The sequence below is a fragment of the Klebsiella sp. R445 genome (assembly GCF_051131755.1).
Taxonomy (GTDB): Bacteria; Pseudomonadota; Gammaproteobacteria; order Enterobacterales; family Enterobacteriaceae; genus Klebsiella; species Klebsiella lignicola.
This window is the reverse complement of the sequence record NZ_CP180446.1, coordinates 1,507,362-1,529,139: the sequence shown is the minus strand read 5'-3', so window position 1 is coordinate 1,529,139 and position 21,778 is coordinate 1,507,362. Positions and strand designations below refer to the sequence as shown.

Sequence of the window (21,778 nt, the reverse complement as noted above, 5' to 3'; positions counted from 1 at the left end):
TTCGCACTCTCCCGCTGTGGCGTATAACTAACACGCTGGGCGTAAACATCCTGATGAGGAGAGTGCAATGCGTTATCAAAAACTAGGAAACACCGGTCTGTTTGTCTCGGAGCTGTGCCTGGGCACCATGACCTTTGGCGGCGAAGGCGGCATGTGGGGCAAAATTGGTCAACTGCGCCAGGCCGAAGCCGAACAGCTGGTGGGCAGCGCGCTGGATGCAGGCATTAACTTTATTGATACGGCAGACGTCTATTCTGAAGGCCGTTCGGAAATGTTAACCGGCCAGGCGTTGAAAAACCTCAAAATCCCCCGCGAGAACGTGGTGGTGGCAACCAAAGTCTTTGGTGAAACCGGCACCGCCGGCGTCAATTCCCGCGGCAGTTCTCGCTATCACATCATGGGCAGCGTCAAAGAGAGCCTGCGGCGGCTGCAGCTCGATCACATCGACCTGTATCAACTGCACGGCTTTGATCCGGCGACACCTGTCGAAGAGACGCTGTATGCCCTGGATAATCTGGTGCAGCAGGGGCACGTGCGCTATATCGGCGTGTCGAACTGGGCGGCCTGGCAAATCGTCAAAGCGTTGGGGATTTCCGAACGGCTGGGGTTGTCGCGCTTTGCTTCGCTGCAGGCCTACTACACGATTGCCGGGCGCGATCTGGAGCGCGAACTGGTGCCGATGATGCAGAGTGAAGGGCTCGGGTTGATGGTCTGGAGCCCGCTGGCCGGCGGTCTGCTTAGCGGTAAGTACGATCGCGACGGGCAGGGGGAAGACGGCGGTCGTCGTCAGACCTTTGATTTCCCGCCGGTGGAAAAAGAGCGGGCGTTTGACTGCATCGATGTGATGCGGGAAATCGCCGGGGCCAAAGGCGTGTCGGTGGCTCAGGTTGCCCTTGCCTGGCTGCTGCATCAGCCGGCGGTCAGCAGCGTGATTATCGGCGCCAAACGGCGCGAGCAGTTGGCGGATAACCTCGCCGCGGTCGATATTCGTCTGAGCCAGGAGGAGCTGGCGCAGCTCGATGCCGTCAGCGCGCTGCCGCGGGAATATCCGGGCTGGATGCTGGAGCGTCAGGGCGAATATCGCCGCGGTCAGCTCGCGCAACAATAAACGACCGCCGCGCCCCCGCCGGGCGCGACAGATCGCACGCCGGATCGGTTTACGCCGATCCGGCGTTTTTTGTTTGTGCCGTTCACAAAAAACGATCCTTTATTTGCCAGCTCTGGGGATTTCGGCTATATGACTAGTCATAAAATTTAAATGACTAGTCATATAGGGGCGAGAGATGAACAAAGCACTGCCGGCGGATTTTTTGTGGGGTAATTCGGTCTCCAGCATGCAAACGGAAGGGGCATGGAATGAAGGCGGCAAGGGGATGTCGGTGTACGACATTCGCGAGCCTGCGGAATTCGCCTCTGACTGGAAAGTGGCTACCGACTCTTATCATCGTTACCGGGAAGATTTCGATCTGATGCAGGACCTCGGCATGAACTGCTACCGCTTCCAGATTGCCTGGAGTCGGGTGTGTCCTGAGGGCGACGGTGAGTTTAATGAGGAGGGGATCGCCTTCTACCATCAGTTTATTGACGAGCTGATCGCCCGCGGTATTGAGCCGATGATCTGCCTGTATCACTTCGATATGCCGCTGTCGCTGGCGGAGCGCTATAACGGTTTCGCCGATCGTCGGGTGATGGAGGCGTTCATCCGTTACGGGCGGAAGATGATCGAGTGCTACGGCGATAAGGTGAAATACTGGCTGACCTTTAACGAGCAGAATCTCTACCATATGCCAGAGGCGTTTCTTATCACCGGCTACCTGCGCGGCGAGAAAACCCTGCGCGAGCTGTACCAGATTCAGCACCATGTGATGATGGCCCACGTGCAGGTGACGGATTATCTGCATCAGGCGAAGCCGCAGTGCCTGATGGGCGGCATGCTGGCGCATGCCCAGGTCTATCCGGCGACCTGTAAACCGCGGGATATGCTCTGTGCTCAGCAACTGGATGAGTTCTTCAACCAGAACCTGCTACGCGCTTTCGCCGGGGAAGGCTACAGCCCGGAAGTGATGCACTTTGTGGCAAAAGAGGGATTTAGCGATATCTATCGCGAGGACGATCTGGCGCTGATGGCGACGGTGAAAGTCGACTACCTGGCCTTCAGCTACTATGCCAGCCGCACTCTCGACAGCGATCCACTGCCTGCGGGAACGCCGGTGAATTATTACATGCTGTCCGGCGACAAGCCCAATCCGTGGCTGAAAGCGACGGAATGGAACTGGCAGATCGACCCGCTCGGTTTCCGGATGATCATTACCCGCTACTACAATGACTGGCGGTTACCGGTGTTCCCGATTGAAAATGGTATCGGCGTGATTGAGTCCTGGGATGGCGAAACGCCGGTGGCTGATGATTACCGCATTGCCTATCACCGCGATCACATTAACGCGATGAAAGAGGCGATGTTTGAAGATGGCGCCGAAGTGATCGGCTATCTGGGATGGGGACTGATTGATATCCTCAGCTCGCAGGGCGATATGCGCAAGCGCTACGGCGTTGTGTACGTGAACCGCGAGAACCATGACCTGAAAGACCTCAAGCGGGTGCCGAAGAAAAGCTATGCCTGGTTAAAACAGGCGATTCGTAGCCAGGGTCAGGAGATGTAGAGGCAGAGCGACTGGCAGGCATTTGGTGTATGCTTAGGCCTGCCTTTGTTCGCCTGAGAACAGAGAAAGACCAGTAAAAACAATCAATAAAAGGACGGGGAATGACGGCGAAGTATCTTGCGATCGCGCGGGAAATTAAGAAGCGAATTATCAGCCAGCAGTATCCCGCCAGCGCCCCGTTACCCGACCAGTTTGCGCTGGCGGCGGAGTTTAACACCAGCAGGATGACCATCCAGCAGGCCATCCGCCAGCTGATTGTCGAAGGGCTTATCTATACCCGCAAGGGGCAGGGGACCTTCGTGCGCAAGAACTTTCTCCAGCTTTCGCAGTGGGAGCTACCGGGGAGCGATTACTTTGGTGCCACCAAAACCTGGGAGCATCTGGGCGAGGTGACCAGCCAGATCATCCGCTTTGAGCTGCGCTTTGCCACGGAAAAGGAGCAAAGCTCGCTGCTGATCGATGCCGATGCGCCAGTCTATGATTTTGTTCGCTTGCGGGTGCTGAATGGCGAACCGATATCGCTGGATATGACGGTGATGCCGGTGGCGCTGGTTCCGGGGCTGAATAAAAGCCATCTGGAAAGCTCGGTGTTTCGCTACGTACAGGAAACACTGGGACTGAAGCTGATGGGGTCGCATCGGGTGGTGCGGGCCATGAAGCCGGATGCGTTGGATCAGCAGTATCTCTTGTGTACTGAGAGCGACCCGGTGCTGGGTGTCGAGCAGGTGATCTATCTGGAAGACGGGACGCCACTAGAGTACGCCCACTGCCATTACCGCTACGATCATGGCGGGATTATTCTGGTCAACAACGGGTAGAAAAGGGCGGGCATCAGGCCTGATGTTGCCGTTAACCATGGGGTTTCGGCGGCTGGTTTCGCCACCTGCTATCTGGTGAGTCGGTCATATTCTGAGTGGGTGGCGATATGCTTAACAAATATTTTGCCTCGTTCAAAAATTAAAAAAGGGTTCATGATTAACATGAACCCTTTATATATCAGCCAGCGGATGGGCATTGGTTGCCAGACCCGTTTTTTCAGGCCGTTGCGGTAAGGCTTAGTTCAGACGAATCGGCATACCTGAACGATTCTGAACTGCCTGCTCAACCACATTTTGATCGACATCAGGCTGGCCGGTGACCGCTTTAATTTCTTTGCTCAGCGTGATCGGTACCACTTCGCCGTCCTGGAACTGTGCTTCCGTGGTGGACAGTGGATTATGGACTTCCACATAGCGGCTGCCGTCTGGCTCGGTGGTTGCTTTTACCGGCTCATCGATAAATTCAACGCGGGTGTTGACCGGCACGTTTTCAAACAGGAATTTGATGTCTTCGTTACGCAGACGAACGCAGCCGTGGCTCACGCGCAGACCGATACCAAAGTTGGCGTTGGTACCATGAATGGCGTACAGACGACCGATGTACAGAGCGTACAGACCCATCGGGTTGTCCGGACCGGCAGGGACAACGGCTGGCAGCGGGTTACCGTCAGCCGCGTATTCCGCGTGCATTTTCGCCGTCGGGGTCCAGGTCGGACCTGCTTTCTTACGTTCTACTTTGGTGACCCATTTGATAGGCGTATCTTTGCCTAGCTGGCCGATACCGATCGGCAGTACGATGACGGTATTGGTGCCTTTCGGGTAGTAGTAAAGACGCATTTCCGCGCTGTTGATCACGATGCCTTCATGGACGGTGTCCGGCAGGATCAACTGCTGCGGGATATTCAGAACGGTACCGCCTTTCGGCAGGTAGGTGTCCACGCCCGGGTTTGCTTCCAGCATGTTGGACAGTCCCATCTGGTATTTCGCGGCGAAATACTCCAGCGGCTGTTTATTGTTTTCAGGAACCGTAATGACCTGGTTCTGACCAATCAGTCGGCTGCCGTCGGTCGGCAGCGGATAAGTCACCGCGGAGGCAGTGTTGCAAAAGCCGACGAGAGCGAAGGCTGCCGCTAAAATTGTCGATATTTTCATATTCGTTATGTCGTGTGCAGTGTCAAAGCCACACAGGCCTTTGTCAGATTATTCAGCTAATAGATGGGAGCGCATTATATGTGCATTCCCGCCAACAGGGAAATCAGATGTGTACGAAATCACACTTTTTTGCCGGTTGTTTCAAGTCTCGAGCGCAGGCCTTATCAATCCTGAGATCGCGTGATGCGATAAAACAGGACGACTATCCCTCCAGAAGCCTTGAGCGAAGCGCCTCGCGCGCCTGTGGCGTCAGTTGATACTCCTGCTCCAGCCAGAGGTCGACACTAGCATAACGCTCATGGATGGCTGACAGCGCCGCCGCGAGATAGGACTCGCGCACCGCGATGAGATCCGTCAGATTCTGCCGCCCCCGGGCGTTCAGTTCATCGCCGAGCGTCTCACACAGATGGACTTCGACCTGATTCAGCATGCCGTGGGTCAGCAGATACTCCTCCATCACGGTATGGCTATCGCAGCCGAGGGCAAACAGCGTCAGGGCGCAGCCTACGCCGGTGCGATCTTTTCCCACCGCGCAATGCTGCAGCAGCGCCCCCTCGAACGGCTGCATCAGCCAACCGGTCAACTGGTGGTAGGCCGCGTTGTTGAACGGCAGATGACGATAGAGTTGCAGCATAAACTGTTCGCCGTTCATGGCATTCAGCGTGGCGGCATTTAGCTCTGTCACTTTGGCATCAACATACGGCGTGAGCGGGTTAGCGGGCGCGTTGAGGTAGCTGGCGCGGCCATTGAGTTTATCTGGGCTGCGCTGGGCCTCGTGCGGATCGCGATAATCAATAATCTGAGTCAGCGGCAGGGTGTCCAGATGCTCAAGGTCTTCGGCGGTCAGCATATGCAACGAGCCGGAGCGCAGTAATTTTCCCTGGCGCAGACGGCGACCGTCGACGGTGGACACACCGCCGAGATCGCGAAAGTTGATCCCGCCCTGGAGCGATAAGAATGCCGGATGGCGCGAGTATGTCGTCATAGGTTCCTTCCAGATTGAGGGAAAAATCAGGTTTCAGGCACAAGAATGGGCAATATTACAGAGACCGTACCACAGACTGTGCCTATGATTTTATGGCAAACCGTGAAAAGTGATGGTTTTGCTGGCATAATGTCCGATGTATCACACTTCTCATTCTCTTTTTCAGGATAACCCCGTGCTAGTATCCAGCAACGTCACCATGCAGTTTGGCAGTAAGCCGCTGTTCGAAAACATCTCCGTCAAATTTGGCGGCGGCAACCGTTACGGCCTGATTGGCGCTAACGGTAGCGGTAAATCCACCTTTATGAAGATCCTCGGTGGCGACCTTGAGTCGACGCTGGGCAACGTCTCCCTCGATCCAAATGAGCGTATCGGTAAACTGCGTCAGGACCAATTCGCCTTTGAAGAATTCACCGTGCTGGATACGGTCATCATGGGCCACGGCGAGCTGTGGGAAGTGAAGCAGGAACGCGACCGCATCTATTCTCTGGCTGAAATGACCGAAGAAGACGGCTATAAAGTGGCCGATCTGGAAGTCACTTACGGCGAAATGGACGGTTATTCTGCTGAAGCCCGCGCCGGCGAACTGCTGTTGGGGGTCGGGATCCCGGTCGAACAACATTACGGCCCAATGAGCGAAGTAGCGCCAGGCTGGAAGCTGCGTGTGCTGCTGGCACAGGCGCTGTTTTCTAACCCGGATATTCTGCTGCTCGATGAACCGACGAACAACCTCGACATCGACACCATCCGCTGGCTGGAGCAGGTGCTGAACGAGCGTGACAGCACCATGATTATCATCTCGCACGACCGTCACTTTCTGAACATGGTCTGCACCCATATGGCGGATCTCGACTACGGTGAGCTGCGCGTCTATCCGGGTAACTATGACGAGTACATGACCGCCGCGACCCAGGCGCGCGAACGCCTGCTGGCCGATAACGCCAAGAAAAAAGCGCAAATCGCTGACCTGCAATCCTTCGTCAGCCGCTTTAGCGCCAACGCTTCTAAATCTCGCCAGGCGACTTCACGTGCCCGCCAGATTGACAAAATTAAGCTGGATGAAGTGAAAGCCTCCAGCCGTCAAAACCCGTTCATTCGTTTTGAGCAGGATAAGAAGCTGTTCCGTAATGCGCTGGAAGTGGAAGCGCTGTCGAAAGGCTTTGAAAACGGCCCGCTGTTCAAAGGGGTTAATCTGCTGCTGGAAGTCGGTGAGAAACTGGCGGTCCTCGGGACCAACGGCGTGGGTAAATCTACCCTGCTGAAAACCCTGGTGGGCGAGCTGGAAGCCACCAGCGGCAGCGTCAAATGGTCTGAAAATGCGCACATTGGCTACTACGCGCAGGATCACGAGTACGAATTCGACAACGACATGACGGTCTTTGACTGGATGAGCCAGTGGAAGCAGGAAGGCGATGACGAGCAGGCGGTGCGTAGCATCCTCGGTCGTCTGCTGTTCAGCCAGGACGATATCAAAAAACCGGCCAAAGTGCTGTCCGGTGGTGAGAAAGGCCGCATGCTGTTCGGTAAGCTGATGATGCAAAAACCGAACATTCTGGTGATGGATGAACCGACCAACCACCTGGATATGGAATCGATCGAATCGCTGAACATGGCGCTGGAGATGTATCAGGGCACCCTGATCTTCGTCTCTCACGACCGTGAGTTCGTCAGCTCGCTGGCCACCCGCGTGATTGAAATTACGCCGGAACGCGTGATCGACTTCACCGGTAACTACGAAGATTATCTGCGTAGCAAAGGCATCGACAACTAATGTCAGCCTCCCCGGCGCGCCTGCGTGCCGGGGATATTCTTTCCCGCCTGTTGTTCAACCTTCCGGCAACCAGCCCCCATTGCCATCATATTTCCATCTTTACTGCACAATGCTGTGAATTAATAGCAACCTGATGTGGCATTACGGCGCAACCGGATCACCGGTGCTGTGACGCTGAACAGGGAGGCGTGCAATGATTATTATTTTGACCGTGCTGATTCTGGTGCTGTGCTGCGTGGTGATTGGTTTTCTGATTGCCGCCGTCTAAGGCATGGTGCCCCTCCCGAACGGGAAGGGCACGGGAGGTTATGCCGGACGCCACTCGCTGACGGCTTCACCGTTGATCAGCAACTGACGCGCTTCACCCGACGGCAGGGTGACGTTCAACGCCTGCCACGCCGGACGATAATGACCGCGCGGGGTGACCTTCAGGTTTATCGTCTGGCTGTCGCAGACCATATCCCATGTCAGCCACAGCGCATTACCCTCCTGATAGCCCCAGCTTTCGCCGTCGTCTTCAAACAGCAGTCCGCTGGCGGTACCGACGCCTTTGAGCGGGAACAGCTTCAGCTCGCGGCTGTCATCCTGCGCGGCGTTGACGTGGGTGATGCGTTCGCTGAGCGGCAGACCGGCACCGGCGCGTACCAGCAGCGGCAGTTTTTCCAGCGGCGCGTCCAGGGTGATCCACTGGCTGCCGGCGAACCACTCGCCACGATAAAAATCGTACCAGCCGGTGGCATTGTCCGGCAGCCATACCCGGCGCTGACGCTGGCCAGGTTCCACCACGCTGGCGACCAGAATGTCGCGGCCCAGCAGGAAGTCGTCACACTCTTCAAAGGTCTGCGGGTCGTGCTCATGGTCGAGGAAGGTCGGGCGCAGCATCGGTTCATCGTCGGCATGGGCCTGCCACAACAGGGTGTACAGATAGGGCAGCAGGCGGTAGCGCAACTCAATCGCGCTGCGAATCGCTGGCGTGACTGCCGGATACATCCACGCTTCATTGACCGTCCGATCATCGTTCCACGAGTGGATCGTAAAGCGCGGGTGCATCACCCCGTTCTGGACCCAGCGCACGAACAGCTCGGCATCCGGTTTATCGCCGGAGAACCCCCCGACGTCATGGCCCACGTTATACAGGCCGGAGAGGCTCATCCCCAGCCCCATACGGGTGTTATAGCGCAGGGTATCCCAGTTGGTCCGGTTATCGCCGCTCCAGGTCTGCACGTAGCGCTGCATCCCGGCGCAGCCGGAGCGGGAGATCAGGTACGGGCGCTTTTCCGGGGCGAAACGCTGCTGGGCTTCCATCGAGGCGCGCATCATCAGCAGCGGCATCACCGGGCGGATATGTTTGATGGCGATGGTTTGACCGAAGCCGTGACAGCGCGCTTCGCCGTCCCAGACCTCAAATTCGTTGTTATCGTTCCAGGTGGAGTCGATACCCATCTCCAGCAGCTGGCGGGTCACGCCCTCCTGCCACCAGGCGACGGCTTGCGGGTTGGTGAAATCGAGATGCGAACCTTCGTCATCCCAGAAGCTGGAGCGTTCTGGCGCATCGATTTCGGAATCGCGGATAAATAATCCTTTTTCCGCCACTTCGCCATAGCGCGGGTGGTCCTGAAGTAGGCAGGGTTTAATGTTGGCAGCGAGCTTAATTCCGGCGTCATGGAAACGCTGGCTCATCACCGTGGGCTGCGGCACCTTGTCATAGTTCCAGTTAAAGACGTAGCGCTTGCCGTTGATCGAGGTGTAGCCGGAAGAGAGCTGGAACGAGTCGCAGGGAATCGCGTGCTCCTCACACAGGCGGATATAGTTCATCAGCTGGTTTTGCGCATCCGGCGCATCGGTGTAATGCATGGTGGAACCGCTGTAGCCGAGGCTCCATTTCGGCCCGAACAGCGTTTTACCGGTCAGGCGGACAAACGCCTTGGTGACGTCGAGGGCGCGGTGGCCGGTAAACAGGTAATAATCGATGTCGCCGGCTTCCGCCTGCCAGCGGCGGTAGGCGGTGTGATAGTTATCAATTTCGTTGCCAAGATCCAGCCAGCAGCTGCTCAGGTTGTCGTAGAACAGGCCGTAGCTAATGTCGCTGCGCTGGGTGAGGGTAAAGGGAACGTGCTTATACAGCGGGTCAGTGCTGACCGCGTTATAGCCCATCGCATCGAGGTTGCGCATCTCGTAGCGTTTGCCGTTGCGCTGTAGATCGCCGGCTTTTTCGCCCAGCCCGTAAAAGCGTTCGTCTTTGCGGCGGCTCAGGTAGTGCGCCACGCCGTCGCCGTGGGTATTGAGTAAATAGGCACTGGTCGGGCGGTCGCTCACCAGCGGCTGCCACTCGCCGTCGTCGTGGCGATAGCTCCACTCCAGCCACAGCGGCTGGTGGACGGTGACGCGCAGGCGTTCGGTGGCGATCGTCAGGCTGTCATCATGCTGCTCAAGGGTCCAGGCGGGAAGGCTAAAACCGCTCAGGTCATCGCGCTGACGCCCTTCCCACGGCACATCCTGCTGCGGCGCAATGCTCCAGGTGCGGTCCAGCGTCAGCCCGCCTTTGCGTTTCAGCTGCACGCGGAACAGGCTCTCTTCCAACACATACAGGCACAGCGTGTGCTGCCTGTCGATAGTCAGCTCAACGTGATGGGCAAGCTGTTGATGTAAGGTCCAATGTTTAAGCGTTTTCATCTTTATATCCACTCTCAGGCGCGTTTGGCGCGACGTTCTGCAATAAATGTCACCAGGAAGATGGCGCCAATCAGGTCAAAGAAGCCCATGGCGATAAACAGCGGGTTGAAGCCGATTTTGTCGGCGGTCACCCCGATTAATAGCGAGAACAGGAAGCTGGCAATCCAGGCGGCGGAACCGCGCATGCCGTTGACGGTGGCCATCTGGCCTTTATCAAATGATTCCACCACCAGCGCGCTGAGCATGCAGGAGATGATCTGGTGGCCGAAGCCGCCGATGGAGATCAGCACGATGGTGATATACGGGTCGCGGGTAATGGCGACGAGGGCCAGCGAAATCATCAGGAAAGCGCCGGTGACCGAGCTGGCGACCACAGAGTTCACCCGGGTGCAGCCGAACCAGCGGGTATACAGTTTTGTCAGATAGCCGCTGGCGACGCTGCCGAGGTCGGCGGCGAGGAACGGTAGCCAGGCGAACATGGCGATCTGTTTCAGATCCATCCCGTGCTCTTTCGCCAGATAGAGCGGCACCCAGAAGCTCAATACGGCCCAGGCCGGTTCCGCCATAAAGGCCGGGATCGCAATCCCATAGAAGCGCTTATTTTTCGAGACGGTTTTCAGAGCGGTGAAAAAGGGCAGCTTCACCGCCGGTGGCTCATTATCCTGACGAATAAACTCGAGTTCGCTCTTGCTGAGATTAGGGTGTTTATCAGGATTGTTGTAAAACACCCACCACAGCACCACCCACAGCAGGGCCAGCACCCCGGTGAACATAAACGCCCCTTGCCAGCCAAAGGAAGCGTGTGCGAAGTAGATAATCGGCGGTGCCAGCATGGCGCCGATGGAGAACCCGACGCCAGCCCAGCCGGCCGCAATCGGACGCTCAGATTTTGGGAACCATTCGCCGATGGTTTTGGCGTTGGCCGGCGTGGCCGCGGCCTCCGCGCCCCCCATAAAGAAGCGCAAAATCGCCAGGTGCAGCCAGTTGCCCGCCCCGGCGTGGGCGATACAGGCAATGGCCCACAGGGAGGCACAAATCATAAAGCCGAGCTTCAGGCCGATCACGTCGATCAGCCAACCGCACAGCGGCTGGAACAGGGTATAGGCCAGCTGAAACGCGCCGACGATCCAGGAGTACTGCTCGGTGGTAATGCCCAGAGTATCTTTCAGTTCCGGGGCAATGATCCCCAGCGAGTTGCGGGTGATGTAGTTGACGGTGACGCCGAGTAAAAACAGGACCAGCATCCACCAGCGTAAATTTTTGACCACCCGGCGAGATTTGCTGGCGGCCATATCGTTGTTGAGGCCTTGGCTCATAGAACTCTCCACAAGATTTTTTATGTAGGGGGCATGACCAGCTCACTCCCGGAGTTGTCACACCAATTTTTGTAATTTATTGAATAATATTGTTTTATTTATACCCTTGCCCGCATGACTAGTATGGAAGTTGTCGGGCCAATTCAGGTTAAGATAGAATACAGGTGGGCAGTAGCGTTATTTATGAAAGCTTTTTCATAAGGTGGCGAAATGCTCACAGCAGAGCCAAACCTTTGCGTAATAGACTGGGTTTACCGTCCATGAAAATTCTTTCATTTTGAAGCTGGAGCTGGATCACAAAATGGATAAAAAGCTAAAAATTGCCGATATAGCCGCCCGCACCGGCATGTCGGCGAGCACCGTCTCCCGGGTGCTGGCCGGCAAAGCCAACACCAGTGAAAAGGCACGACAGGCGGTGCTGACCTGCGCGCGTGAGATGGGGGTAATGGACGGCATTGCCGCCGGGCGTATGCTGCTCAATAGCCTGGTGGTCTTTGCACCGCCGCGGGCGTTTGATGAACGTTCGGATATCTACTATTACCGGGTGATTCAGAGTATTCACCAGGCGCTGGGCGCCCATGAAGTGCGGCTGCGAACCTGCGCGCTGGAAGAAAACGACAGCGATGCCAACCTGTTCCTGGCCCGCATGAACGAACCCGAAACCGAGGCGGCGATCCTGCTGGGTATTGACGATCCGCATATTCACGATCTGGCGGCGGATCTGGCGAAACCCTGCGTGCTGATTAACTGCCGTGATGAAGGGATGCGTCTGGCGTCTATTGCGCCGGATCACCGGCTGATCGGCCAGTTTGCTGCTCAGTATTTGTTCGAAATGGGCCACCGGGCGGTGCTGAATGTGATGTGCCTGCGTCGCTATACCATGGAACTGCGGCTGGCCGGTATTAAAGAGGCCTGGCGCGGGCGCAATATGCGCTTTGCCGACGGGCGGGATCTGCTCACCGTCGCCAGCTTTAGCGCCAAAGATACCGAGGCGCGGGTAGAGGAGTGGCTCGATGCCCAGGCGGGTAAGCCGCTGCCGACGGCGTTTCTGGTGGGCGGCGATTTCATGGTCGCCGGCACGGTCAACGCGTTGCAAAAGCGCGGATTACGGGTGCCGCAGGATATTTCGGTGATGAGCATCGACGGGTTTAACCTGGCGGCGATTCAGGATGTGCCGCTAACTGCGGTGCACGTTCCGCGGGATGAACTAGGGATTGAAGCGGTGCACATGCTGCAACAGCGGTTGATCCGCCCGGATGCGCCGCGCGGATCGTTGCTGTTGCACGGCACGCTGGTGGTGCGCGATTCGGTACGGCGGATACGCTCCGGTAACCGCCATACCGCGGTGGTGCAGGCTGGGCTGTATGACGACTAGACGTCGATGCCCAGCGCCCGTTTCCCGTGGATATTCAGGTCGGCGAGGGTAAAACGCTCCTGCCAGCCGGCTTCGTAATCTTCACGGGGAAAGTCCCCCGGTGATGCGCCGTTTTCCAGAGCTACTTTAACCTTGTGCGCGTAGGCGAGGTTTTTCTCACACATCGGCGCGGCGGGAATGTACATCACATTGCCCCAGCCCTGCTGGTTTTCCACCGGCGCCACTGAGTGGATGACATCGCAGTGCCACCAGACCGAATCGCCGGCGTTGAGCGCCGGAATGGAGCTGAGCGCTTTGATCAGCAGCGGATGCCATTTCTCTGAAATGGGCAGCACTTTGCCCGGCGCCACGCCGCACAGTTCATCGTCCGGGACGTCGTCCAGCAGCGGCCGCAGCAGGACATAGGCCATCGCTTCGGGAATCGGCACCACGTGCAGCAGTCCCTGATCGGGGATCATGTCTGAGAGGGCGGTCCAGCCCTGGAAGGTCCGGAAGACTGAGCATTTGGTAGTGTTATCGACGGTGTACTCTTCCACTTCGGTACGGTGCGCTGCATCCCACGGGTCGTAAGCGTCAATATTGCCGTTAAAGACGCTGGCAAAGACCTGCTGGTAGGCCGGGAGTAACCAGCGTTCCAGCGCCCCGGAATCGGTGTGCGCACCGAGTCCCTTAGAGGTGGTGCCCGGCGGACGACGGCGGATACGGTCCGGGTAGATCACGCTGACGTCCGGGTCGAACCACTGTTTGCCGTCGTGGTTAAAGGTCCACAGGCGGTTCAGGAAGGATTGTACCGCCGCCATCTCATCACTTTGTCGCGCCTGCATCTGCGCCTGTGACCAGTAAATCGGATAAATCTCCGGGCGGGAAGCGTCGAGTGAGCCGAAGAAGGTGTCACCAGGGCCTTTATAAACATCATCGAAATGGTTGCGGTCGAGATATTCCAGCATTGAATTATCCCAGGCCAGCGCCCGCTCGCGTTCGAAGTGCCCTTTGATCACCGCGCAGCCGCGACGCTTAACCGCCTCGCGTTGGGCGTCGCTGACCTGGCCCTGAGCAATGTCGCTGAACGGGATCACCGGCCAGACATCCTCGCCGCGGGCTTTCAGCGTGTCGATCTCTTCGAGACGGGCCGCGATCCGCGCACTCAGCCGGTCGAATACTGCCTGGACATCGCCGATCTGCGCGCGCAGATGCTGTTTCATGTGTCGAATCGCCGTTTTGTGGTCGGCGGGTAATGTTTCGTGGGTATAGATAGCAGCCATGGTGACCTCACTAATCTTTCATTCGAAAGTATTTAATCTTACAAACGATAATTTAAGTTAAAATAAAGTTAATGCAAGTTTAAAAAGTAGCGTGGGCGCACAAAATGGAAAAGCCGGGGCAGGGCGCCCCGGTTAGCGGTCAGTCGCTGAAGGGAGAGGTCCGGTCGAGAACGGCCTGAATGACCTTCAGAGCCCCGTGATGATTGTTGTCATCGGTGGCGTATGACGAGATGGCTTTGATGCTGTCAGCGGCATTGCCCATAGCGAAAGCGTATTTCACCAGCTTCAGCATTTCCGCATCGTTGCCGCTATCGCCAATGGCGACGCACTCCTGCGGCGAGATCTGCCAGCGTTTAAGCAGACGGCTGATGCCGTTCGCTTTGTGCAGGCCGGGGATAATTAAATCGACAAAGCCGAAACCGCTGGTGACGGGCTTCATGATGCCGTCCAGCGAGACGTGCAGTTTATCGATAAGCTGCGGGATTTCGCTATCCGGCAGGTTAAGGGAGAACTTGAACAGCGTGCCGTCAATGGCCTGGTAATCGCTGATGCGCTGCAGGCGGTGGTAGTGCTTTGACATCAATGCGACAAACGACCCGGGGGCTTTATCGCTGACGTAGGCGCTCTCCAGGCCGCAGGCAACAAAGTTCAGCTGACGGTCTTTCAGCAGTTCGCCAATCACCACCTGGGATTCGTGACGGGTCAGTTCGCCGTGGAACAGCTGTTTGCCGTGTTCGTACACCAGCGCGCCGTTCTCGGCGACAAACGAGATCTGCTCGCGGATTTCCGGGAAAAATGAGATCAGCTGGTAGTACTGGTTGCCGCTGGCGACAACAAATTCAATACCTTGCTGCTGAAGTTGCGCGAACTGCGCAAGAAAACGCGGGCGATCGTACTGCTTGGCGTCATTGAGAAAAGTTCCGTCCATATCAGTGACGATAACTTTAACGGTCATAACAAATGCTCCTGGCTAACTTCGACCAGCAACATTCTAATTACAATGTGACCTGAAGCACAAATTTATTTCGAATGAAAGTCATTAACCCCCCCGGAAGCAGCGTGCCGCCTCCGGGGGGGTGACTTACAGCGTATGCTCGGTGCGGGCGATGATATCATCCTGGGCATCCGGCGACAGGGCGGTGAAGAAGGCGGAATACCCGGCGACGCGGACCACTAAATCGCGATACTGGTCGGGGTGTTTCTTCGCTTCCAGCAGCGTTTCACGCGACACGATGTTGTACTGGATATGCCAGCCTTTATGCACCTCGAAAAAGGTGCGCAGCAGCACCATCAGCTTCTGCTTATCGGACTCGTTCTCCAGCGTCGCGGGGTTCAGCTTCTGGTTAAGCAGCACGCCGCCGAGAATCGAACCAGTAGGCAGCTTGCCGACCGAGCTTATTACCGCCGTTGGCCCCAGATGGTCGGTCCCGGACGCCGGGCTGGCCCCTTCCGCCAGCGGTGAATGCGCCTTACGCCCGTCCGGCGTCGCCATGGTCTGGGCACCAAACGGCACGTTAGCAGAGATAGACGAGGTCCCGGCATAGTAGGTGCCGCCAATCGGCCCCCGGCCATAACGCGGGTTGTGGTACTGCTTCAGCTCATCGATGTAGGTCTGGTAGGCGCGCGCCAGCAGGGTGTCCACGCTGTCATCATCGTTACCGTATTTTGGTGCGCCATTAATTAAACGCTGACGCAACTGCTCGTGGGTCAGGCCGTCGAAATCTTCCGCCAGCGCTTTCGCCAGTTGCTGTTGGCCGATGGCTCCCTGCTCGAACACCAGTTTCTTGACCGCCACCAGACTGTTGCCGAGGTTGGCGATCCCGACCTGCAGGCCGGAGACCCAGTCGTATTTCGCGCCGCCCTGCTTAATGCTTTTCGCCCGCTCGATGCAGTCATCCACCAGCGCCGAGCAGAGAATGTCATGGACGTTCTCTTCCAGCATGGTATCCACGACGTACTCAATTTCGATCGATTTGCGGGTGTAGTAGCGAATTTGCGTATCCCATGCCGCCATCACTTCGTCGAAGTCAGTGAAGTTGCCTGCGGACAGGGCTTTCACCTGCGGCAGGAATACCTCGCCGCTGGTAGCGTCGCGACCGCCTTCCATCGCCGCCAGCATCACCCGGGCGAAGTTGATAAAGCTCATGCCGGTACAGCGATAGCCCCACTTGCCGCCGACCGCGGTTTCGATGCAGCCGATGGCCGCGTAGTCGTAGGCATCCTGCGGCTCGATGCCGAGCTTGATGAATTCCGGGATCACGATTTCGTCGTTATTAAACGCCGGCATCCCGAAGCCACAACGAATCACCTGGACGCAGGCGTCGAGGAAGTCGTTACTCATCCCGGCGTGATAGCGCACGCTGAGGTTCGGCTGAGTGGAACGCAGGCGACCGCAGGATTCCAGAATAGCGTAGGAGAGCGGGTTCACCGCGTCCTGCGGGGCGCCGTTAATCAGGTTTTGTCCACCGATGGTGACGTTCTGATACAGCGGGCTGCCCGCCGAGGCTTTTGAGTGCGAGCCGGAGCGGATTTTGTTCACTTCCAGCAGCTTCAGCCAGCAGCTGTGCAGCAGTTCAATGGCCTGCTCGCGCTCCAGCGATTGCTGCAGCTCGACGTCGCGACGGTAGAACGGATAGAGATACTGGTCCATACGGCCAAAGGAGACCGAGTGGCCGTTGGATTCAATCTGCAGGATCAGCTGGATGAAGTAGCACAGCTGCAGCGCCTGCCAGAACGTTTTCGGCGGTTCGTGGGCGATAAGGTCGCAGTTCTCTGCCATCGCCAGCAGCTCGTCCCGGCGGGTTGTGCGCGTCTCGGTCGCCGCCATCGTCCGCGCCAGTTCGGCAAAGCGCTTGCTGTGCTGGCTTACCGCCTCCAGCACGATATCAATGGCTTTCAGGAACTGTTCGCCGTGCAAATCTTCCAGCACGGTGAGGTTGATGCGTGAACGGCGCTCGGCCACCTTGGCGCGCATCCCGTCGAGGCCCTTTTCCAGCAGCAGCGCATAGTTGACCGCCAGGTGCGCATCGCCGGAGGTCATATTGCCTTCGGCTTTAATAATACCGGTCGCCAGCAGCGCTTTTTGCTCATCGGTAAACATTCCGTAGCAGCGATCCTGGACGGTTTGTCCCCGCCACCACGGGCAGATTTCATGCAGTACCCGCTTGTTCTCTTCACTGACCGCAAAACCGGCACCGGGACGATCGGCGAGGTCATCGATCTCTTTTTCGATCCAACTGACGGTATACTCCGGGAAGATTGGCGCGGCGCGGACTTCGCTGGCCTGGTTGCCGACGATCAGCTCGTCGTGCTTGATCCAGATAGTGCGCTCGGCCAGGTGATGGGCCAGCGCCAGCGCGCGACGCACCGGGATCGGCTTATCCAGATGCTGCTGATAAGCGGTAGTGTAATGCTGCGCCCGCTCGGTGCACACCGGTGGCTTAACGATATGTACCAGTGCCATTTTGTGCGCCTGTATGCGTGTGCTCAGCGTATCAAGTTTCAGGGTGGTCATGGGGTTATCCTCGTAAAGTAGCCGTTAAACCTTTGCTCTGAGCATAGTGCTGCGCGAAGGCGAGCAGCTCGGGGTCAGCAAGCGGTTTATCCGGAGCGGTATAGGGCTGGTTGAGTAACTGATATTTGTTCATCCCCAGCGTGTGGTACGGCAGGAAATGAATCTCCGCGACCTGCAGGCGGTCGGCGGCAAAATCGGTGATGGCGGTAATGGCGGCTTCATCGGCGTTGAACCCCTGAATCAGCGGGACGCGAATGATAATTTTCTTGCCGGCCTGCGCCACCCGTTGCAGGTTATCCAGCACCCGCCGCGCGCTGCCGTCGGTCCACTGGTTGAAGATGGCTTCATTGACATGTTTCAGGTCAGCGAGAAACAGATCGGTCCACGGCAGCGAAGGGGCAATGTATTTCCACGGCACGTGCAGGCAGGTTTCAACCGCGGTATGGATCCCGGCTTCATGGCTGGCCTGCAACAGCTGCTGTGCCAGCTCAGGATTCATAAACGGTTCGCCGCCGGAGAGAGTGATCCCGCCGCCGCTGCGATCGTAGAAGGGTTTATCGCGCAGCACGGTTGCCATAATCTCCGCCACGCTCTTCTCTTCGCCGCAGACGCTGAGGGCGGTGGTCGGGCAGCATTCGCGCAGCCGGGAATAATGGTCATCGGTGAGCTTTTCGCGATGGATAATCAGACCGTCGAGAGTGCGGGTAATCACTTCCGGCGCTGCCTGCTGGCACAGGTCGCAGCCGTCGAGGCACAAACGCGCGTCGTACAGCAGGTCGGCGCTGCGGGCACGGCTTTCCGGATTCTGACACCAGCGACAACCCAACGAACAGCCTTTCAGGAAGACGACGGTGCGAATCCCTGGACCGTCATGAGTAGAATAGCGCTGAATGTTGAAGATCATGATTTACCCTCTTATTTGCATATGAAGATTAAATTACTTTCGAATGAAAGTTGTATTGATGTAAATCAACAAGCAGAAGGGATCTCATCAGAAAGACGAGGGAAAGGCGGATCCGGTCACAGATTATCCGGCGGCGGGCGCCGCCGGTTAGCAGATTAGTGGCGAGCGCATACTTCGCACTGCGGGTCACGTAGCAGCTTCATTTCGCGAAACTGGCAGGTCATCGCATCGTACATCACGATCTTTCCCGCCGCCGGGGTGCCATAGTGGGTGAGCACTTTGATTGCTTCCATCGCCTGTAGCGTGCCGATAACCCCGACCAGCGGCGCCATCACCCCTGCCTCAACGCAGGTGAGGGCGTTTTCACCAAACAGGCGGCTCAGGCAGCGATAGCACGGCTCGCCCTCCTGCCAGGTAAAGACGCTGATCTGGCCTTCCATGCGGATTGCGGCACCGGACACCAGCGGCGTTTTGTGCAGGAAACAGCCAGCGTTCAGCTGGTTACGAATAGCGACATTATCGGTGCAGTCGAGCACCAGGTCGTGGGCGGCGATCTGCGCCCGCAAGCTCTCTTCGTCCAGCAGGGCATTTAATGGGGTAAGCTGAACATGCGGGTTGATACGCGCCAGCGCGTCGCGCGCGGAATCGACTTTCGGCTGGCCGATGGTGGCATCGCTGTGCAGCGTCTGGCGCTGTAAATTGGAGAGCGCGACGGTATCGAAATCCAGCAACGTCAGCTGGCCGACGCCCGCTGCGGCCAGGTACTGCGCGGCGGCGCAGCCGAGCCCGCCGAGGCCAACCACCAGCACCCGCGAGGCCTTCAGCTGCTCCTGACCGTCAAAATCAAACCCGCGCAGGATGATTTGTCGGTTGTAGCGCAGCATCTCCTCATCGCTCAGCTCGACGCCCATTACAGTCCCCCGAACAGATGGTTGAAGGGCTCGACTTCCACCCATTCACCGGCTTCAACATGGCCGCGTTCACGTTCGAGCACAATAAAACAGTTGCCGAGGCTGAAAGAGCTGAAAATATGCGAACCCTGGTGACCGGTAGAGCTGACCACCAGTTCACCTTCCGGAGTGCGCTGGAGCACGCCGCGCTGGAAGTCGAGGCGCCCCGGTGATTTTTTCAAGCGGGCGGCGGCGCGAACGCGCAGGCGGGTAGGCTGAACCTGGCCGTGATTGCCGCTCAGCTTCGCCAACAGCGGCTGTACCAGCTGGTAGAAGGTCAGGGTCGCGGAAACTGGATTTCCTGGCAGACCACAGAACCAGCTGTTGTTCAGTTTACCGAAGGCAAAAGGTTTGCCCGGTTTGATAGCCAGCTTCCAGAAGCCAATTTCACCCAGCTCTTCAAGGATGGTTTTGGTGTAATCCGCTTCCCCGACGGAGACGCCGCCGGAGCTAATCACCACGTCGGCCTGCTGGTCCGCCTCGATAAAGGCGGCACGCAGCTTGTCCGGATCGTCAGGAATAATGCCAAGGTTAATGACGTCACACCCCAGCTGTTGCAGCATCAGGTGCACGGCCAGGCGGTTGGTATCGTAGATTTGCCCGTCGCCAAGCGGCTGGCCCGGCAACTGGAGTTCATCCCCGGTTGAGAACACCGCGACGCGTACTTTGCGTACCACCTCGACTTGCGCAATCCCCAGCGATGCCAGGACCGGCAGTTCGGCAACGGTTAAACGGGTCCCCGCCGGGAACACCACGGCGCCGGCGGCGATGTCTTCCCCGCGCAGGCGAATGTTCTGTCCGGCTTTTACCGCTGCAAGGAAACGCACGCCGTCGTCGGTCTGTTCGGTCTCTTCCTGCATTACCACCGCATCGCAGCCCGGCGGGATCGGCGCGCCGGTCATAATGCGAATGCAGCTTCCGGCAGGCCACGGTGCGTGGAACGGTTGCCCGGCGAAGGCTTTACCCGCCACCGGCAGCGCGGCGCCGTCGGCGAGGTCGGCCAGTCGCACGGCATAGCCATCCATCGCCGAGTTATCAAAGCCAGGAACGTCCAGCGGCGAGCTAAGATCATGGGCAGTCACGCGGGAAAAGGCCTGCAACAGCGGTACGGTTTCCACCGCACTCAGCGGCGTAATTCGATTGAGCATTTCTGTCAGGGCTGTGTCGAGGGGCATCAGTCCGGCGTTAAAATCCATGGGGCTCTCCTGCGGGTAAAACTGCGAAAGGGGCATTATGCCAGAAAAGCGTTGCCGTCCATACGGCTTCACCGTTTGTGCTAACACCGCAGGATGCGCTTTCTATATTCCAAAATTGTATAGGACTGTCAGCACGATAATGATATTTATACATAAAATTATCCATGGACACTCTTTGCCACTCGGTGGGGGTTTACAGGATGTCAGGTTAAGACACACATCGTTAAGGGATCGCTGAATGGGCAAGGCGGTGATAGCAATTCATGGCGGAGCGGGCGCATTGACGCGCGCTACCATGACACCGGAGCGCGAGCGGCAGTATGTGGCGGCGCTCTCAGAGATTGTCGACAGCGGGCAAAAAATGCTGGCGGCAGGGGCCAGCGCGCTGGATACGGTGACCGAAGCGGTACGGCTGCTGGAAGAGTGCCCGCTGTTTAATGCCGGGATCGGCTCGGTCTTTACCCGCGACGCCACCCACGAGCTGGACGCCTGCGTGATGGACGGCAACCAGCTGCAGGTTGGAGCGGTTGCCGGGGTTAAACATCTGCGTAACCCGGTGCTGGCGGCGCGTCTGGTGCTTGAACGTAGCCCGCACGTGCTGCTGATTGGCGAAGGGGCCGAGGCGTTTGCCGCCTCCCACGGAATGGCGCAGATCGACAACGATCTGTTTTCGACCACCGAACGGCGGCTGCAGCTCCAGCAGGCCCAGAGTGACGATGTCATCGTGCTCGATCACCACGCCGCGCCGCTGGATGAGCGGCAAAAAATGGGCACCGTCGGTGCCGTAGCGTTGGATCTGAACGGTAATCTGGCTGCCGCGACCTCGACCGGCGGCATGACCAATAAATTGCCCGGCCGCGTTGGTGACAGCCCGCTGCCGGGGGCCGGGTGCTATGCCAATAACGCCAGCGTGGCGGTCTCCTGTACCGGCACCGGCGAGGTGTTTATCCGCGCGATGGCGGCCTACGATATCGCCGCGCTGATGGAGTATGGCAACCTTAGCCTGTTCGACGCCTGCGAGCGGGTGGTGATGGAAAAACTGCCGGCGCTTGGCGGCAGCGGCGGGCTGATTGCCATCGACAGAGAAGGCAACGTGGTGTTGCCGTTTAACAGCGAAGGCATGTATCGGGCCTGGTGCTATGCCGGCGATACGCCGACAATTGGGATCTATCGGGAATAAGGAGGAAGCGCGTTGCCGCATA

The 21,778-nt window shown here is 57.8% G+C and carries 16 protein-coding genes; 6 read left to right on the top strand and 10 right to left on the bottom strand.

Features of this window, described 5'->3' with window-relative positions; translation table 11 throughout:
- Positions 1-67 precede the first annotated feature (67 nt).
- From ACMYSN_RS07075 to ACMYSN_RS07065, 3 genes are all read left to right on the top strand, one after another.
- The gene (locus ACMYSN_RS07075; protein WP_462497516.1) at positions 68-1,108 is read left to right on the top strand and encodes an aldo/keto reductase; all 1,041 of its coding nucleotides are present in this window, start codon (positions 68-70) and stop codon (positions 1,106-1,108) included.
- 175 nt (positions 1,109-1,283) lie between these two features.
- The gene (locus ACMYSN_RS07070) at positions 1,284-2,660 is read left to right on the top strand and encodes a glycoside hydrolase family 1 protein (protein WP_462497515.1); all 1,377 of its coding nucleotides are present in this window, start codon (positions 1,284-1,286) and stop codon (positions 2,658-2,660) included.
- Positions 2,661-2,761: 101 nt separating this feature from the next.
- Positions 2,762-3,478: a GntR family transcriptional regulator gene (locus ACMYSN_RS07065; protein ID WP_462497514.1), complete on the top strand. Its 717-nt coding sequence runs from the start codon at positions 2,762-2,764 to the stop codon at positions 3,476-3,478.
- 237 nt (positions 3,479-3,715) lie between these two features.
- Here the strand turns inward: ACMYSN_RS07065 and ldtB are convergent, their stop codons facing one another.
- Positions 3,716-4,630, bottom strand: a complete 915-nt coding sequence (gene ldtB / locus ACMYSN_RS07060) for a L,D-transpeptidase (RefSeq protein ID WP_462497513.1) — start codon at positions 4,628-4,630, stop codon at positions 3,716-3,718.
- Between the two features lie 202 nt (positions 4,631-4,832).
- Positions 4,833-5,615, bottom strand: coding sequence for a tyrosine-protein phosphatase (locus ACMYSN_RS07055; RefSeq protein WP_462497512.1), 783 nt, complete (start codon positions 5,613-5,615; stop codon positions 4,833-4,835).
- A gap of 175 nt (positions 5,616-5,790) precedes the next feature.
- Between ACMYSN_RS07055 and ACMYSN_RS07050 the strand changes: the two genes are divergently transcribed.
- Positions 5,791-7,386, top strand: coding sequence for an ABC-F family ATPase (locus ACMYSN_RS07050; protein ID WP_123756085.1), 1,596 nt, complete (start codon positions 5,791-5,793; stop codon positions 7,384-7,386).
- Positions 7,387-7,692: 306 nt separating this feature from the next.
- On the opposite strand, the gene ACMYSN_RS07045 is transcribed toward ACMYSN_RS07050, so the two are convergent.
- Together ACMYSN_RS07045 and ACMYSN_RS07040 are read right to left on the bottom strand one after the other, a co-directional pair.
- The gene (locus ACMYSN_RS07045; protein WP_462497511.1) at positions 7,693-10,059 is read right to left on the bottom strand and encodes a glycoside hydrolase family 31 protein; all 2,367 of its coding nucleotides are present in this window, start codon (positions 10,057-10,059) and stop codon (positions 7,693-7,695) included.
- A 14-nt stretch (positions 10,060-10,073) separates the two neighbouring features.
- On the bottom strand, positions 10,074-11,375 hold the full coding sequence (locus ACMYSN_RS07040) for an MFS transporter (protein WP_462497510.1): 1,302 nt from the start codon (positions 11,373-11,375) through the stop codon (positions 10,074-10,076).
- Positions 11,376-11,676: 301 nt separating this feature from the next.
- On the opposite strand from ACMYSN_RS07040, the gene ACMYSN_RS07035 reads away from it, so the two are divergent.
- The gene (locus tag ACMYSN_RS07035; protein ID WP_123756241.1) at positions 11,677-12,750 is read left to right on the top strand and encodes a LacI family DNA-binding transcriptional regulator; all 1,074 of its coding nucleotides are present in this window, start codon (positions 11,677-11,679) and stop codon (positions 12,748-12,750) included.
- Here ACMYSN_RS07035 and ACMYSN_RS07030 read toward each other — a convergent pair.
- From ACMYSN_RS07030 to moeA, 6 genes are all read right to left on the bottom strand, one after another.
- A complete protein-coding gene (locus ACMYSN_RS07030; RefSeq protein ID WP_462497509.1) occupies positions 12,747-14,012 on the bottom strand; it encodes a DUF1479 domain-containing protein in 1,266 nt (421 codons plus the stop codon). The two genes, ACMYSN_RS07035 and ACMYSN_RS07030, sit on opposite strands and share 4 nt — an antisense overlap.
- Positions 14,013-14,151: 139 nt before the next feature.
- Positions 14,152-14,967: a Cof-type HAD-IIB family hydrolase gene (locus ACMYSN_RS07025; protein ID WP_462497508.1), complete on the bottom strand. Its 816-nt coding sequence runs from the start codon at positions 14,965-14,967 to the stop codon at positions 14,152-14,154.
- 126 nt (positions 14,968-15,093) lie between these two features.
- Positions 15,094-17,526, bottom strand: coding sequence for a formate C-acetyltransferase/glycerol dehydratase family glycyl radical enzyme (locus ACMYSN_RS07020; protein ID WP_462497507.1), 2,433 nt, complete (start codon positions 17,524-17,526; stop codon positions 15,094-15,096).
- Positions 17,527-17,530: 4 nt separating this feature from the next.
- Entirely contained in the window at positions 17,531-18,430 is a 900-nt protein-coding gene (locus ACMYSN_RS07015; protein ID WP_462497506.1) for a glycyl-radical enzyme activating protein, read from the bottom strand.
- Between the two features lie 155 nt (positions 18,431-18,585).
- Complete coding sequence (gene moeB / locus ACMYSN_RS07010; RefSeq protein WP_462497505.1) at positions 18,586-19,341, bottom strand: molybdopterin-synthase adenylyltransferase MoeB; 756 nt, start codon at positions 19,339-19,341, stop codon at positions 18,586-18,588.
- Complete coding sequence (gene moeA, locus ACMYSN_RS07005) at positions 19,341-20,576, bottom strand: molybdopterin molybdotransferase MoeA (RefSeq protein WP_462497504.1); 1,236 nt, start codon at positions 20,574-20,576, stop codon at positions 19,341-19,343. Before moeA ends, moeB begins: the two co-directional genes overlap by 1 nt.
- 238 nt (positions 20,577-20,814) lie before the next feature.
- On the opposite strand from moeA, the gene iaaA reads away from it, so the two are divergent.
- Entirely contained in the window at positions 20,815-21,756 is a 942-nt protein-coding gene (iaaA, locus tag ACMYSN_RS07000; RefSeq protein ID WP_462497503.1) for a beta-aspartyl-peptidase, read from the top strand.
- Positions 21,757-21,778: the final 22 nt, after the last annotated feature.

Bases quoted from the DNA above. Each gene is read 5' to 3' on its own strand.
- ACMYSN_RS07075 (WP_462497516.1), top strand. From the start codon at position 68: ATGCGTTATCAAAAACTAGGAAACACCGGTCTGTTTGTCTCGGAGCTG.
- ACMYSN_RS07070 (WP_462497515.1), top strand. From the start codon at position 1,284: ATGAACAAAGCACTGCCGGCGGATTTTTTGTGGGGTAATTCGGTCTCC.
- ACMYSN_RS07065 (WP_462497514.1), top strand. From the start codon at position 2,762: ATGACGGCGAAGTATCTTGCGATCGCGCGGGAAATTAAGAAGCGAATT.
- ldtB (WP_462497513.1), bottom strand. From the start codon at position 4,630: ATGAAAATATCGACAATTTTAGCGGCAGCCTTCGCTCTCGTCGGCTTT.
- ACMYSN_RS07055 (WP_462497512.1), bottom strand. From the start codon at position 5,615: ATGACGACATACTCGCGCCATCCGGCATTCTTATCGCTCCAGGGCGGG.
- ACMYSN_RS07045 (WP_462497511.1), bottom strand. From the start codon at position 10,059: ATGAAAACGCTTAAACATTGGACCTTACATCAACAGCTTGCCCATCAC.
- ACMYSN_RS07040 (WP_462497510.1), bottom strand. From the start codon at position 11,375: ATGAGCCAAGGCCTCAACAACGATATGGCCGCCAGCAAATCTCGCCGG.
- ACMYSN_RS07035 (WP_123756241.1), top strand. From the start codon at position 11,677: ATGGATAAAAAGCTAAAAATTGCCGATATAGCCGCCCGCACCGGCATG.
- ACMYSN_RS07030 (WP_462497509.1), bottom strand. From the start codon at position 14,012: ATGGCTGCTATCTATACCCACGAAACATTACCCGCCGACCACAAAACG.
- ACMYSN_RS07025 (WP_462497508.1), bottom strand. From the start codon at position 14,967: ATGACCGTTAAAGTTATCGTCACTGATATGGACGGAACTTTTCTCAAT.
- ACMYSN_RS07020 (WP_462497507.1), bottom strand. From the start codon at position 17,526: ATGACCACCCTGAAACTTGATACGCTGAGCACACGCATACAGGCGCAC.
- ACMYSN_RS07015 (WP_462497506.1), bottom strand. From the start codon at position 18,430: ATGATCTTCAACATTCAGCGCTATTCTACTCATGACGGTCCAGGGATT.
- moeB (WP_462497505.1), bottom strand. From the start codon at position 19,341: ATGGGCGTCGAGCTGAGCGATGAGGAGATGCTGCGCTACAACCGACAA.
- moeA (WP_462497504.1), bottom strand. From the start codon at position 20,576: ATGGATTTTAACGCCGGACTGATGCCCCTCGACACAGCCCTGACAGAA.
- iaaA (WP_462497503.1), top strand. From the start codon at position 20,815: ATGGGCAAGGCGGTGATAGCAATTCATGGCGGAGCGGGCGCATTGACG.